Origin of the sequence: Paenibacillus sp. LS1 (genome assembly GCF_026013365.1) — a bacterium.
In the GTDB taxonomy this organism is placed as follows: Bacteria; Bacillota; Bacilli; order Paenibacillales; family Paenibacillaceae; genus Paenibacillus.
In genome coordinates this window covers 70,903-84,555 of sequence record NZ_JAPDOE010000015.1, presented here as the reverse complement: position 1 = coordinate 84,555, position 13,653 = coordinate 70,903, and the positions used below count along the sequence as shown (strand labels likewise).

The following is a 13,653-nucleotide window of genomic DNA, read 5'->3' as shown; positions in this document are numbered from 1 at the left end:
ATGATTTTTTATGATTCCCCTCAAGCAACTGTTACATGGAATGAAGAAAATAAGGTAGTTGTTTTGCAATGGAAGAGCTTTGCGAAAGGTGAACAATATCGTATACCGCTTAATAAAGTGTTGGAGTTAGCGGTGCAAAAACGCACAAATAAGGCGTTATACGATAGCCGTCACTTGGCCGTTATTTCGCCAGATGACCAAGAATGGGTTGCACAAGAGTGGTATCTGAGATCAATGGAGGCCGGAATTACGTATTCAGCACTGATTGTTCCCCATAAAGCGATAGCTAAATCAAGTGCAAACCGAATGCTCTCAGGAATGGACATATCCAATCCAACTCAAGAATTCCATGACATAGATGAGGCATTTCATTGGCTGGCAACCATAAAATGAAAATGTAACAAAACATGATATGGATAAATCAATTGAGTGCTGTAGTAATAATGCAATCAGGTTTCTCCCAATTCTCTCGTTTCACCGTGTCCTTCCTCGTCCTTCTTACGACAAATATACACAAATACAGGAGGGAAGCTGAAGGGCACAAATTGAATCTTCTCAATCTTAAATAACTCAGCTAATTGTTTCTTCATATGAAGTGAGTACTGGTATAAAACTAACGTGCCACCAGGACGGAGCGCTGTATGGATCTGTGACAGAATGTTGTGCCTCATTTCTCTGGAAAAATTAAAAAAGGGCAGTCCGCAAATGATACTATCTAACTGATGCACATATTCTTGATTTATCCTTTTCAATAGATAGGATGCATTCGAATGGAACATGAATTCAGGATATGTTTTCTTCAGATTACTTCTCATTTTGGGGTCTCTTTCAAATAAAAACACGGTTGCAGATTGCGGTAATTGTGCTCTCATGAGACGTGTGATGGCACCTGTTCCTGGCCCCAGCTCAGCGACGGTTCTAACCTCATCCCATGGTACAGACTGGACAATTTTATGGGCTAGAAATTTGGAACTGGGGAGGACACTGCCTACGCGTTTGGGGTTCTTCAGAAATCCTTGCAGGAAAAGAAGTGGTTCAGATGTTTTCATTGCGGTATCCTCCATTAACAATGCTATTGATGTTTCACTGGATGTTAGAAGGCAAGCTTAGTTGGAACGTAAATACGTTAAGTGTATGTTGTAGTGTTAAAGTACCCTGATGTAGCTCCGCAATATTTCTTGCAATCGAGAGACCCAGACCAGACCCCGTCTGAATGCCTTCGCTACTTCTCGAATAATCCACTTTATAAAAGCGATCAAACAGTCTGTTTTTTTGCTCTATCGTTAGTGGCATGCCTTTATTCTCTACTTCAATGGTAACTTGGTTATGCTGCATACTCATTCGAACATGGATCGTACCCGGCTTAAAGGAATACTTCAGGGCGTTCATGAGAAGATTATCGATGGCCCGAGCAATCTTATCACTATCCACGCAGGCCATAACTGGGGCATCACCAATTTCTTTCTCGATATGGATACCATTCTCCTGAGCTAAAGGTTCAAATTCAAACAACAACTGATCCAAGAGTTGATATAGGTCAACCTTTTTCATATCCAATTGGGTATCTATTGAGGTTAGACGCGTGTATTCAAATAAATCATCGAGCAGCTTCTTTAAATGCGTTGCTTTGTTATAGGTGTTCTGAATGAAGCGGTCATACTCTGCTTTGTCTTGAAAGGATTCTGTTCTCAGAAGCTCAATATACCCGATTATGCTGGTAAGCGGTGTGCGCAGATCATGTGAGATACCCGTGATCATGTCCATCTTGGATTTCTCCAGCTCGCGCTCCTTGATCATCTGTAGCTGCAGTTGTTCAGTCATGTGATTAATGTTGGAAGCGACTCGTCCAAGTTCATCTTGTCGATTAACGGGTACACGGTAGTCCAGATTTCCTTCTGAAATGAATTGAAGCCCTTGCTCCAGGCGAATAATATCTTTAACCATTCGACGAGTTAATAAAAGAAAAGTTAAGATAAACGTTAGTATAAAAATGGGAGTAATGACATACGGAAGCGAATTGCGAAACCAGGCGTGTCCCCACGCTTCAAAAACCTCTATAGAGAGGTAAATGAGCAAATTATTAAATCCGGCTGCAGCAATCGTACTCAAAATAACTCGAATCAAAATGTTAATCTGAATTTTTTTCTTTCTATTTCGCTGAAAGGGGTTAGATCGTCTAATCAATTTTATAACCCACTCCCCATACTGTTTTAATATACTGAGGTTCTCGTGGATTCACTTCCAGCTTTTCTCGCAGATTACGAATATGGACCATCACCGTATTATCCGAATACCCGTAAGGTTCTTTCCACACGGTCTCATAAATCTTCTCGGAGCTAAATACTTGTCCGGGATGGCTTGCAAGTAACACCAAAATGGAAAACTCCAGGGGAGTTAGTGTAATGTCCTTTTCTTTTAGCTTTACGGAATGTTTACTTGTATCAATGACAAGTTCCTTGATCAAAATAAGTGAATTGGATTCTGGTTTTCCGATCAGTGTTTGACGTCGCAGCTGAGCCTTAACGCGAGCAAGTAACTCTAATGGATTAAACGGTTTGACCATGTAATCGTCAGCCCCAGTAGTTAGGCCTGTAATTTTATCAATGTCCTCTTCCTTGGCGGATAGCATAATAATGGGAGTCGTTGATACTTCTCTTATTTTGAAGCAGGCTTTGATTCCGTCCATAATGGGCATCATAACATCCAGAATAACGAGCTGGACCGATGTTGTTTTGATAATATTTAGCGCTTCTTCACCATTGGCTGCTTCAATGACATGATATCCTTCATTACGTAAATAGACATGAATGACATCACGGATATCGGGTTCATCATCAACAACGAGAACGGTATTCATAATTCAACACTCCTTAAAAATTAGGATAACATCAGTGTAAACGATAGCCCAGGATGTTTAAATTGTTTCCTTTTTGCGACAGACATAAACGAACGCAGAAGGGATATTCAATGGCACTAATTCTATTTTTTCAATGATAAAGTGCTCGGATAATGTTTTTTTCATTTGAAGTGAATATTGAAAGGCGATGAATAACCCTCCAGGTTTGAGTGCCTTATAGATCTGGTCTACCAACGTATTTCTTAATTCAGGCTCAAAGTTGAAGAAGGGTAACCCGCTAAAAATGTAATCCAGTTGCTGAACACCCTCTTGATTCATGGATTCCACTAATCTAGCGGCATCTGGATAACAGGAGAATTCCGGGTATGCAGTTTGCAGATTATTTCTCATCGTTTCGTTCATCTCGAACAATAGGACTTTAGTTGAATCTTGTATCTGTTGATGAATATAACGCGTGATGGCACCCGTACCTGATCCGAGTTCGGCGACTGCTTTTGCCTCTAACCAAGATGCTTGATTCACCATTTTGTTGGCGAGAAACCGGGAACTGGGTATGATGCTGCCAACATGTTTAGGGCTTTCAAGAAAGCTTTTCAGAAATAAAAAAGGTTTATTGGAATTCAATTTGGGTTCCTCCATATATGTGATTCAATCCGGTCAAAAATGGAATAATTGAAGCGTAGATAGAATGGGACCACCGAAGTAAGTTCCTGCTGTAAAATAGGTGATGGTCCAGAGCAAAGCACTGGAATATGAAATAAGAGCAAATTTTCTATAATGAACGCCGCTCAGCCCAATCACCACAGGGAGGACGTATCGCACAAGCGGGATAAACAAACCGATGCACATTGCCCAATTGCCGTACTGGTTCAGAATTCGTTCAGCCTTGACGAAGTGTTTATGATGTTGGAATCTGTGTTTTATCTTGGGTCCGAACATCTTTCCTGCAAAATAAGCAAAGGTAATGGCCGTTAAAAGTCCTGACAGAATGCAAAAGTATGTGATCCATGAATTGATAACTCCTGTGTGGCTCAGAATGGCACCGCTGATAATCGTGATCTCATTTGGAATTGGAATCCCGAAAGGCCCTAATGAGAAGGCAAAATAAAAAATCAGATATCCATACTGATGAAGTAGCTCTAAGATCGTATTACTGATCATTGTTTTGCCTCCTCTCTTGTCGATATAGAAATCATAATGAAAAAAACTAAGGAATTAATGAGCATATTTCTGAAGAAAATCTAAAGAATACATAAGCAAAGCCACACAACTGTGTTCAAGAGAAAAAAGCCTTGCCAACTTACTGGCAAGACTTGAACAGGTGGAACTATCAGGAACGTTGATCAAGTGGCACAGTCACAACAATAATGTTGTTCGCGTGATTCAAAGTTAACGTGCCACCCTGAAGCTTAATCATATTTCTGGCGATATGAAGGCCCATTGCAGTTCTGGCATAGATCTCTGATGCAGTGCGGGATGAGCTATGCTGTTGTGTACGATCCATAGGTATGCCGTATGCATCAGGATGAGAGGAGAAATTACCTTCTATCCCAATAACGAGCTGTCTGTGATCAGCTTTGAAGATCAGGCGAATGGTACCTGGCTTAGTGGAGTGTTTGAGCACATGGAATAGTAGATTATGGAGTGCCATTTCTATTTTTACAACATCGATATGAGCCATAATCGGAGAAGAAGGCAGCTCTTTTTCCACCATAAAGTCATGATCTTTCGCTGTCGATTCGAAGTCAGAAATGGTTCGCTGCATAAGCTGAACGACGTCCGCTTTTTCTAAATTCAACTGGGTATCATGGGAAGAGAGTCGGGCATGCTGGATTAGATCATTCATTAGCTTTCGAAATTGAAAGGCATCTGTATATGTTTCTTGTATAATCCGGTTATATTCTTCCTGGTTCCTAAATGAATTGGTTTTTAATAACTCCACGTTTCGGATTATCCCTTCCAGGGGTGCGTAAAGTTCATTTGATATGCCTTCAATCCATTCTCTCTTGGCGGTCTCGCTCTCATATTCCTCGATCATCTGTTCTTGTAATTGCTCCACCATGGATTGAAGTTGAGACGAAAATTTTCTTAATTCAACAAGTTGAAGCCGAGGCACTCGATAGCTCAAGTCTCCTTCAGATATGATGCTTATCGCGTGATCCAAAGTGGCAATTTCCCTAACGATGCGATGAGTCAGAATGAAAAAAGATATCACAAAAAACGTAGTAAATAGGATAAGAACAAGATATGCCAGGTGCAATTGCAATAGATGGAGCTTGGCTACATGATGAACTGCGGCAAGCGGAAGCATGCATATGAAGGTCATGAGCAAGGCCATCAGAAAACTCAAACCAGAACTGATCAGGATATGGAAACGAATACGATGTTTGCGATAAAACCAGGGGGAATCTGTCAATGTTCATCTCACTCCAATCGAGTCGATTTAACACGCGATGAGAGAGCGTGGAGGGTTGTTCCAGTCAAACGGAAACAAAGCTCTCCAACCAGGATGCCACCTGCAATATCTACGACGACATGTTGTTTCACCAGTACGGTAGACATCATAATAAGAACGGAGAGGGTGGAAGTCATCGCCCATATCGCTCGTCCAAACACACGCGTTCCTCTAAGGATCAGATAACTGCTCAGGACATGAATGCTGGGAAAACAGTTGTAGGGTTGATCGTTACGGTAGATGTAATCAACCATGGTGAAGAGAAAGCCTTTCTCACCCTGAATGTTGGGGCGTTCAATCGCTGTCTGGAACACAGCGAAGAAGATGTATGAGATCACCAGACCGCTGCAAAGTGCAATGAGCGTTTGAAAATAGGTTCGTTTGTCCTTAAAAGCAATTGCTATTAATGCACCTGTAATGAACGGATACCATAATACATAAGGAATGATAAAGGCCGGGACAAAAGGGATCATGGAATCCAGGGGTGTTGCAAGACTATAGACATGATCCCCAGGCCGATTTAGCACACCATAGAAGATATTTAAGATTGGAACGGCTGCAAGCCAAAGCAGGGAAAGCCAGGCTGATTTGGTAGATGACGGACTGGAAAGCTTCAAATGCTCAACTCCTATACGGATTTATCAATGTATCCATAGTAGAGATAAACTCTGAAGAACTTGAGAGGGATTTTCTAAAGAATTTCTGAATATCAAGTAAAGTTTGTTTCGAAAAAGAGTGGTATGAACAGATAGCATAAAGAAGAGCCGAGACGTCATAATGACGACTCAGCTCTTTTTAATGCCCGATGAGGACGGACTTTTTGAAATCAGATTCAACCCTACCATTACTCATTTGGACAACGGGATACTAACCGAATAAGATCAAGCGTAAGTATGGGGAGTGCCATGCCTGAAGGATAAGCCAAGTATCTCGCATGCCATTCCGGAGAGAATTTTTCCTTATAACGGCGTAGTCCTTCAAATCCATACCAGTACCCACCATATCGAAAGACCAGACGGGCTAGTTTTTCTTCACGATGAGAGTTCTGATTCTCACCGACGCTGGAGAGCGGAGACATTCCGAGATTAAAGTAAGAATACCCCTGTTCTTTGGCCCATTCAATCAATCGTACAAATAGCACATCCATCGTACCATTCGGTGTATCATTCAGATGACGCATCAGATCAATGGAGATGACTTGATGTTGACTATAGGATGGGGCCAGCGTTGCAAAAGCCAAAATATTGCCTTGTGCATTACGAAGTAGTGTTAAGGGTGAACGCTGAATATAGGTTTCGTTGAACCACCCTAATGAGTACGTTTTTTCTTTACGGTCACCGAGCCACTCGTCCGAAATCCGACGCAATTCAGAGAGTAATTCTGAAGAATATGGCGGGGATAATACTTCAAAGATCTGCCCTTCGCGATCTGACTTATTTAAGGCTGTTCGTAAGTTTTGATTACTTTTCCCACTTAGGGTAAAGGTGTCTAGAGGTACCAAAGCTTCTTCACCTAATTTGAAAAATTTGTAGCCATTCTCATGATAGATCGATAGGTATTCAGGTGTAGCCTGATAAAAAACCACGGTCAATGCATAATGATGCGCATAGCTCTGAAATTGTTGAATTGCAGCACCAACAAGGTTTTTATTGCCGATTGGATCACCAAGTACGATGAGTTTCTGACGTACTTGAGCGTACGGAATCAGAACCTGATCATTTTGGGCCCAGTAAAAATGTTTGTCACCCAGATAGAGGAGATGAGTTAACAGATTACCGTCTTCTGTAGCAATGAATTGAGTGAATTTATCGATATCTTCTTCATCAGGGCGCATTTCTGTATAGCGAGACGGACGTAATGTGAAGACAAAAGCCATCACAATCAAAGCGCCCATTAATCCACTAAGCGCTGTTAACATATAGTCGTGAGGATGTGACACCCATTGTTGCGCACGCATGGGCAGGTGTTGCAGAATAGCCGGATGCAGCTGTGACCCAATAATGTAATACGACAACGATGAGATTAGAGCAAGAAACGTCCAGATCCAGATGCTACGTGCAGATATACGAACACTCTCACGATTAAATCGTGTAGGGGATATCCACAGAATAAACGCCACGGTTAATAATATAAGTGCTTCTTCGTAATCAAATCCTTTGGCAAATGTGAAAATGGCTCCTGCTAACAACAATGCTCCAGTCCACAAGTATGCTCGGCGAATACGCATGGATATCCCCCAGGAGATGACGATAAGCATGATACCGATAGTTACTGACAATTGTTCAGATAAGCGCATCATGGATAAAGATAACAGATGTTCCATGAAGCGCAACCGATCTATAAGGCCTGGAGAAACCGCGGAGATGAGTAGAAGGACCCCGCTAGCGAATACGAGCTTGCCAAGCATCCACGCACCCAGATCACTAAGCAAACTGAAACGTGAAGGCCAATTCCAGCATCTGACCCATATGTTACGTGTAGCATTGAAACAGTTCTTCGTAATATCCTGCCATTGCTGTCGACTTGGACGCATCTCAAGCCCGGCCAATACCAGACCGATGAGCCAAGGAATCACAAAGTAAAACATGCGGAATAACAACAAAATCATCAGTGCTCGAGAAGGCTCAACACCTAATGTCTGCAATCCGAGTAAGGCGATCAGATCAAAAGCACCAATGCCGCCTGGAGCCATACTAATGATTCCTGCAATGGCTGCCACAACGTATACCCCCATTACCGGAGCGAAGGGTAAGGGATGCAGATCAGAAAAAGCAAACAACCAAAATAGTGTTCCTGCACAAGCCCATTCCAGAACAGATGAACCCAGAGAAGCGAGAATGACGCTCCATGGTAATCTGCCATTTCCCTCGTTAAACCATTTGGCGAATAGGGATGAACGTTGCATGAGTAAGAAAAATGGCAAGTATAAGGCAACTCCCCATACGCCGAGTCGTAGCCAAGGATGTTGTTCAAATAGGGGTTCTACAGGCAAGATACCGATTAGTGCAAGACCGCCAAGCAAGGAGAGGCCAACCAATAAAATAGGCGATAAAAAAAGTATGGCGGCGCCCATTGTTTTCATGGAAATCCCGCTTTTCTTATAAAGAAACGCACGTAATCCTACACCGGTAAGACCTGCGAACCCTACCATATTATTAAAAGTGTTAGCGATCCAGGCGTAACGATACGTGGTTATCCAATGAATATCGAGCTTAAACTGTTTGCGAATAAGAAAATCATACGTACTCATTACAGATACGGCTAGAAAAGAAGCAGTGATTAATTGAATGATGACATGAACTGGCTTCATATGTACTTCATGAATAATGCTAGCTATATTAATACGCTGAATCTCATGTCTTCCGTATACACAGATGATGACGAGAATCGTTACAGGGATGAGAGCTTTAATGATTTTGGATTGATAACAAGCTTTTAGAAACTGAAATAACTTGAGGTTTTGAAGCAAATCTTTCATTGTATATTGGACTCCACCTTTATGAAAAAAATAGAATTTAACGTTATTGGGCAGGGGGCACGGGTATCTTGCGAGTTTCCTGCTGTACAGGAATCATATTGAAAAAAACTAAGGATTTCATGGGTATATTTCTAAAGAAATTCTGAAGAGAATGTCTGAACGTGTTAGCCTCTGAATTTAAGAATAAAGAGCTGGATCGTGATTTAATTGCGGGTATATGGATCATCCAGTTTTATTCCAATATGTGGGTTGGAAATGGTAGGATGTTAGAGAACGCACTGACAGAGGATCAGAGGGATTTAATAAAAAAATGGACTGAAATCATGTCTTATACGGTTACAATGTTGCTAGAAAATAGTGAAGAAGCATACTATGAATATAACAACTATCTGGAGGGAAAGTCCCAAAATTATGTAAAAGACTTTAGAACGAGGTGAATGGCATTGAAAATAAACAAAGAGATTTTTGACAGAATAGATAGCATTCATTGGTTCACGAATTGTGGAACTCCTTTAGCCCAAGGCAGTATAAAACAGAGTATTGTACAAATTGATGGTTGGGTACAGGCGGAAAAGTGGTACTCAGCTGCCAGCTGGGAACATACCACATTGGAGGCAAGAAATACGCTAACCGAATTTTTGCACAGAAAATATCCTAAACAATATGCCGACTGGAATAAAAAGGTGGAGGATGCAAAGGGGTATATTGATTCATCTTTATCAGCAAAATTACATAGCTACAAGGAGCAATATCAACTCGATCACATCTTTGTTGATTGCGTGAAGTGGGACGTGCTTCATTCGATTATGGAGTTCGCGTACACGGACTGTAAGAGACTTCCGCATTTCTTCCTCGACCTGCTCCAGATTTACGAAAATGGTCATTTTCCTTGTGGGTGGGAAGGCGATTATCCGAATGGGAAATTAGTTGTATATTAAGGAGATTTTGAGATGAGCATAGACACGTTCTCATATGAGCTGGATATGGATAACCAATTGAGAGCGGCCAATTATGAGCGTTGGTATAGTTTAATGGAGCTGATGGATTTTTGCATACTGGAATGCAATTGAAAGTTTGCTTCAACAGGAGTACAATGTCTTGCCCATGGAAATTTCAGCGCTTACGGATTATTGATTAATAGTTTGAAGTATTAGAATTATCAAACAGAGATCGCGATTGGACTGCCACTCATATACCTTTAGTTGCTGTTGTGGCTATTTATAACTGAAGTGCAAGCTTATCCAACACAATGATGGATGAATCCATCTTGTTGTTACGTGGTGGGCTTTTTTTGCATAATCTTATTGGCTTGCGAAGAAGCAAGAAACTTTTTATTCGAAAATAAATCGAACGATATGGACTCGTTATGCCAATATATAGTGAATAGAGGAGAGGGGCTGGCTGATGAGAGCGGAACATGAATACATAGAACTTGTAGCGTTAACGCGAGCTGGGGATGATGAAGCCTATGGAGAGCTGTATGAAAGAACGGTAACGGATGTGTATCGGACTGTCCGATTTCTGATTAATCATGTCTCTGATACGGAAGATTTGGTGCAGGATATCTATATTCAGGCGTATCGGTCGTTGGATCGATATGATGCCAAGCGTGCTTTTCGTCCTTGGCTTATGGGCATAACGATGCGTCAGGTGAAAAATTATCGGCGACGGAAGCTGACCCAAATACGATTCAGCAAGCGAATCGAGAAGTCGGACAGTGGATTGGAAGTTGATTTCTCTGTGGATCTAATCAGCAAATTGGCACATCAACCTTTGCTTGATCAAGTACGTCGGTTGCCATACAAATTGCAACAAGTGGTTACGCTTCATTATTTAAACGGATACACCCAAGAAGAAATTGCGTTGATTCTAGATATCCCGCTCGGTACCGTAAAATCACGAATTCATGCTGCATTGGGCAAGCTACGCCAGAAGACGAGTGTAATCCATTCATTTGAGAAAAGGAAAGGTGGAGGATTGGCATGAAACTGGAAGATGAATTACGTTCGGCCTATCGCCAGGAGACGAGGAAGTGGTCTAACTCACCAGGAGGGAAAGAAAATATGCTGAAAGCGATCCGAAGTAGATCCAGAGGAAATAGGCGTCCTCGTAAGTGGTTAGTCGCAGCAATAATTGCAGCAGTTCTAATTATCCCTACAGGCGCATATGCAGGCTACACATATCTTGCAGATGATATCTATGGTTCTGAACAAAACATAAGAGTGTTGGGAGGTACAGCGGACGATTATAATCGTTTGGAAGCGAAGCTACAGGAAGCCAAGGCGTATTTTAGTGACCATGAGTTCACACAGTATATGAGTCTACTGAAACAGTTGGGACAGATGGCTCTAGCGCATGCTGATCCACAAGGAGATTTGCATCCAGAGCAATGGAGCACGGTGGATCAGGAGAAGTACAACCAACTGGTGGCAAGTTTGGAGCCTTTCTTCGAACGGTTAGAGGACGCGAGTGAACAGAAGGAAATGATGGATCGTGAACAATTCCGTACTGAAACATACAAGGCTGCAGAGGAGAGGCTTTCGAAGGAGGAATTTATTGAATTTCAAGCCTTGTTCGAGAACATGGAGAAGTATGAAGCTATCGTTGTGGATAAGGATGGCAGCATTCATGAGGAGCAATTATCGGTGGAACAGAAGAAGGATCTGGATCATGTTAGAGAGAAATTTTATTCATATTTGAGACAGTTAGGATTTAGTATGAGATAGAGAGAAGGCATATAGGGAAATAGACTGCATATCCAGGCATACCCGTTGACGTAAGTGATGTAAACGAAAATGTAGCGGAGTTTAAAATACACATAGACTGGAGCCTGATGGGGTTATGCCCTCCGCTCCAGTTTTTTGGGTTGAGGTTCTAGGATTGGAGTTGTGAGATATATCCTAATTTACTTTGCAAAACTTAAATTATAGACTTATTACATCGTAGAGTGAACAAGACATAAGCAAATACAACTGAGAATAGCTGTAGTTCGTATTAGAGTCGAGCCGTTTCCAATAATGTGGATCAATTCTGTCGGGGATATAGATGTACCTAACGAATTTAATAGATGAGTGGGAGAGTAAGATAATGGATAATCGAAAAGAAGATCGAGAAGAAGAAGTGATTATTGATGTTACCAATGTAAACAGTTCACCTCAATTACATAGCTTCTGAGGAATAATCTCGGCTTTCCAGAATTCTACGGTATGAATTGGGATGCATTTTGGGAGCGATAACGGGTTTGGTAGAGATGCCCCAAAAATTAATTCTAGTGGGGTGGAAATCTGTTGAAGATCATATCCCTCAAGATGCCGCTCGAATGAAAGAATTACTTAATAGATTGAATGAAAAACATCCAACTTGGGCGTGTGAAGTTGTGTATGTATCATTTTAGAAGAATCAAGATATGAACAGATAGCCGACGTGATGTGGTTAAGATTTGGGATACATAATATCAAGAATGAGTGGGAGCGAACGTAATGAATGCTGGTGATGCAGATTGGAATAAACCGTTTGAAGGTGTTCATGACTTTGCAAGTTTTCTTAAAGTGATTGAGAACTGGGGGAATTTAGATGAAGGTTGGGAGCAATATAATCCATACGGTTTGATGGCTATCTTATCTACATGTCTGGAACAGATCGGCCATAATTTTCTAGATGATGAGGTTGATGGATTGCATGAACATTTACGTGATGAGCATATTCAGTTACTGATTAGGATCGGTAGAAGCTTAGAGCAGACTCGAACATAGCGAAGGTTTAAATAATACAAAGCGTATAGACACAGTACATAACGATGAGAAAACGGTGATGATCAGCATGAGTTCGGAGCGAATGGTGTATCCAAAATCTATGAAATGTTGGGGAGGATTGTGCGAATATTTCACTTGAGGATATGGATGGGCTGTACCCAGAATCACAGAGAGTCAATTTAGAATATTTAGATTGGAAGCTGGTTGCAATGTTGTGTATAACCACTGGTGAAAATGAGGAGGTAATCTAGGTGAATAAATCTAAACTGCTGGTTGAGGAAGAGACCGAACTCCTTGCCCTCCATAGAGTATTGCTTGAAGCGAAATTCAATCTGAGTCCTTCAGATTATCATATACAAGGTAGCCCTTTTGCTGCGGAGCTGGCTCAGCGTGTATTGAAAACGATCGTGGAGCTTCAGGCGGCTAAAGATGTAAATAAGAAAGAGCGTTGGTCCAACTGGTTAGAGCAAAAGAAGGACTGGATATGGGAGCGTTGTTTATCCTATATGTTAAAAACGCCACCTTTTCATTGGCGGACAATGGAACAGGTGACGAAATGTAAGTATGTCAAATGGTTGTTCAGTCCCAATGATCCGAGCGAAGAAGATGTAACACGGTTCATAGATGAACTTGAGAAATATATGCAAGCGATTGAGGGAGGACAAACGATTTTTCTTAGAAGCTTCGGTTACGCTACCGATGAGATGATAGATGACCTGGAGCAAAAGTTAAATAAAGAACTCCCTATAGGCTACAGAACATTCCTAAGAGAGAATAATGGAGGTAAGGTACTGGTTCACTACTGTACGTTTGCAGTAGAAGAATTGAATGAGGTTATTCCACTACACGTTATATTTGGTGTTCAGGTAGAGAAACGTTATGATCTGGCGTATTGGAATGCCTTTAAGGATGAATTTCCAACCGGGTACGGTCTCATCGGAGAAGCTGCTGAGGGAGGCAAGGTTTTGATGGACGATCTGGAGAGGATTTATTATTGGAAGGACATGGATTATGAGGAGCCCACCCTTGATGAGGGGCTTTATAAAGTGGCAGATAGTTTCCGAGCCTTTCAAAGAACGTGGAAAAAAATGATCAAAACAATTTGAGCATC

At 41.5% G+C, this 13,653-nt stretch carries 16 protein-coding genes; 8 read left to right on the top strand and 8 right to left on the bottom strand.

All coding sequences use genetic code 11. The features are described from left to right. Complete coding sequence (locus tag OM416_RS28795) at positions 1-393, top strand: hypothetical protein (protein WP_264935258.1); 393 nt, start codon at positions 1-3, stop codon at positions 391-393. 56 nt (positions 394-449) lie between these two features. Here OM416_RS28795 and OM416_RS28790 read toward each other — a convergent pair whose 3' ends face one another. From OM416_RS28790 to mprF, 8 genes are all read right to left on the bottom strand, one after another. Next, a complete protein-coding gene (locus OM416_RS28790; RefSeq protein ID WP_264935255.1) occupies positions 450-1,049 on the bottom strand; it encodes a class I SAM-dependent methyltransferase in 600 nt (199 codons plus the stop codon). 34 nt (positions 1,050-1,083) lie between these two features. Continuing rightward, positions 1,084-2,184 (bottom strand): sensor histidine kinase, encoded by a 1,101-nt coding sequence (locus OM416_RS28785; RefSeq protein WP_264935253.1) that lies wholly within the window; start codon positions 2,182-2,184, stop codon positions 1,084-1,086. Beyond that, positions 2,177-2,857, bottom strand: coding sequence for a response regulator transcription factor (locus tag OM416_RS28780; RefSeq protein ID WP_264935251.1), 681 nt, complete (start codon positions 2,855-2,857; stop codon positions 2,177-2,179). The genes OM416_RS28785 and OM416_RS28780 overlap by 8 nt, the downstream gene beginning before the upstream one ends. 57 nt (positions 2,858-2,914) lie before the next feature. Then, the gene (locus OM416_RS28775) at positions 2,915-3,496 is read right to left on the bottom strand and encodes a class I SAM-dependent methyltransferase (RefSeq protein WP_264935249.1); all 582 of its coding nucleotides are present in this window, start codon (positions 3,494-3,496) and stop codon (positions 2,915-2,917) included. An 18-nt stretch (positions 3,497-3,514) separates the two neighbouring features. Beyond that, positions 3,515-4,018 carry a DedA family protein gene (locus OM416_RS28770; protein WP_264935247.1) on the bottom strand — a complete coding sequence of 168 codons (504 nt, stop codon included), beginning with the start codon at positions 4,016-4,018 and terminating at the stop codon, positions 3,515-3,517. A 169-nt stretch (positions 4,019-4,187) separates the two neighbouring features. Beyond that, positions 4,188-5,273 carry a sensor histidine kinase gene (locus tag OM416_RS28765; protein ID WP_264935245.1) on the bottom strand — a complete coding sequence of 362 codons (1,086 nt, stop codon included), beginning with the start codon at positions 5,271-5,273 and terminating at the stop codon, positions 4,188-4,190. 8 nt (positions 5,274-5,281) lie between these two features. Beyond that, the gene (locus OM416_RS28760) at positions 5,282-5,929 is read right to left on the bottom strand and encodes a phosphatase PAP2 family protein (protein WP_264935243.1); all 648 of its coding nucleotides are present in this window, start codon (positions 5,927-5,929) and stop codon (positions 5,282-5,284) included. 227 nt (positions 5,930-6,156) lie between these two features. Beyond that, positions 6,157-8,790, bottom strand: a complete 2,634-nt coding sequence (gene mprF / locus OM416_RS28755; RefSeq protein ID WP_264935241.1) for a bifunctional lysylphosphatidylglycerol flippase/synthetase MprF — start codon at positions 8,788-8,790, stop codon at positions 6,157-6,159. A 161-nt stretch (positions 8,791-8,951) separates the two neighbouring features. Here mprF and OM416_RS28750 point away from each other — a divergent pair, with 161 nt between their 5' ends. The 7 genes from OM416_RS28750 (at position 8,952) to OM416_RS28725 (ending at position 13,648) form a co-directional block, all read left to right on the top strand. Further along, positions 8,952-9,227 carry a hypothetical protein gene (locus OM416_RS28750; protein ID WP_264935239.1) on the top strand — a complete coding sequence of 92 codons (276 nt, stop codon included), beginning with the start codon at positions 8,952-8,954 and terminating at the stop codon, positions 9,225-9,227. A 6-nt stretch (positions 9,228-9,233) separates the two neighbouring features. Next, positions 9,234-9,728 carry a hypothetical protein gene (locus OM416_RS28745; protein WP_264935237.1) on the top strand — a complete coding sequence of 165 codons (495 nt, stop codon included), beginning with the start codon at positions 9,234-9,236 and terminating at the stop codon, positions 9,726-9,728. A gap of 466 nt (positions 9,729-10,194) precedes the next feature. After that, positions 10,195-10,776, top strand: a complete 582-nt coding sequence (locus tag OM416_RS28740) for a sigma-70 family RNA polymerase sigma factor (protein ID WP_264935235.1) — start codon at positions 10,195-10,197, stop codon at positions 10,774-10,776. After that, positions 10,773-11,516, top strand: coding sequence for a DUF3600 domain-containing protein (locus OM416_RS28735; protein ID WP_264935233.1), 744 nt, complete (start codon positions 10,773-10,775; stop codon positions 11,514-11,516). Before OM416_RS28740 ends, OM416_RS28735 begins: the two co-directional genes overlap by 4 nt. Before the next feature lie 444 nt (positions 11,517-11,960). Beyond that, the gene (locus OM416_RS31860) at positions 11,961-12,026 is read left to right on the top strand and encodes a barstar family protein (RefSeq protein ID WP_319951945.1); all 66 of its coding nucleotides are present in this window, start codon (positions 11,961-11,963) and stop codon (positions 12,024-12,026) included. Between the two features lie 243 nt (positions 12,027-12,269). Beyond that, a complete protein-coding gene (locus tag OM416_RS28730; protein WP_264935231.1) occupies positions 12,270-12,542 on the top strand; it encodes a hypothetical protein in 273 nt (90 codons plus the stop codon). Between the two features lie 251 nt (positions 12,543-12,793). Beyond that, positions 12,794-13,648, top strand: coding sequence for an SMI1/KNR4 family protein (locus OM416_RS28725; protein ID WP_264935229.1), 855 nt, complete (start codon positions 12,794-12,796; stop codon positions 13,646-13,648). Positions 13,649-13,653: the final 5 nt, after the last annotated feature.

Bases quoted from the DNA above. Each gene is read 5' to 3' on its own strand.
- mprF (WP_264935241.1), bottom strand. From the start codon at position 8,790: ATGAAAGATTTGCTTCAAAACCTCAAGTTATTTCAGTTTCTAAAAGCT.
- OM416_RS28740 (WP_264935235.1), top strand. From the start codon at position 10,195: ATGAGAGCGGAACATGAATACATAGAACTTGTAGCGTTAACGCGAGCT.
- OM416_RS28730 (WP_264935231.1), top strand. From the start codon at position 12,270: ATGAATGCTGGTGATGCAGATTGGAATAAACCGTTTGAAGGTGTTCAT.
- OM416_RS28780 (WP_264935251.1), bottom strand. From the start codon at position 2,857: ATGAATACCGTTCTCGTTGTTGATGATGAACCCGATATCCGTGATGTC.
- OM416_RS28770 (WP_264935247.1), bottom strand. From the start codon at position 4,018: ATGATCAGTAATACGATCTTAGAGCTACTTCATCAGTATGGATATCTG.
- OM416_RS28790 (WP_264935255.1), bottom strand. From the start codon at position 1,049: ATGAAAACATCTGAACCACTTCTTTTCCTGCAAGGATTTCTGAAGAAC.
- OM416_RS28775 (WP_264935249.1), bottom strand. From the start codon at position 3,496: ATGGAGGAACCCAAATTGAATTCCAATAAACCTTTTTTATTTCTGAAA.
- OM416_RS28795 (WP_264935258.1), top strand. From the start codon at position 1: ATGATTTTTTATGATTCCCCTCAAGCAACTGTTACATGGAATGAAGAA.
- OM416_RS28735 (WP_264935233.1), top strand. From the start codon at position 10,773: ATGAAACTGGAAGATGAATTACGTTCGGCCTATCGCCAGGAGACGAGG.